Here is a 266-nt window from a genome sequence, read left to right as displayed (position 1 = left end):
AAGGAATATATGGCAAATATTGACATTTACGGTCTCAACCGATCAGGTCTTCTCAACGATGTCCTCAAGGTTTTGACAAATGCCAGCAAGAATATTTCTTCGGTCAATGCCCAGCCAACCAAGGATATGAAGTTTGCGACCATCCACGTTTCCTTTGGTATTTCCAACCTGGCAACCTTGACCAGTCTGGTGGACAAGATTAAGTCGGTGCCAGAAGTTTACTCAGTGAAAAGGACCAACGGATAAGATGAAAATTGTATTACAAC

At 42.5% G+C, this 266-nt stretch carries 1 protein-coding gene; it reads left to right on the top strand.

Annotation, left to right across the window (positions count from 1 at the left end; all coding sequences use genetic code 11):
- On the top strand, nucleotides 1-246 hold a 246-nt coding region (locus tag C1E99_RS00185), incomplete at its 5' end, for an ACT domain-containing protein (protein WP_153060107.1).
- Nucleotides 247-266: the final 20 nt, after the last annotated feature.

The sequence above is a fragment of the Streptococcus suis genome, from assembly GCF_002964045.1.
GTDB lineage: Bacteria > Bacillota > Bacilli > Lactobacillales > Streptococcaceae > Streptococcus > Streptococcus suis_U.
This window is presented reverse-complemented; position numbering and strand designations above follow the sequence as displayed.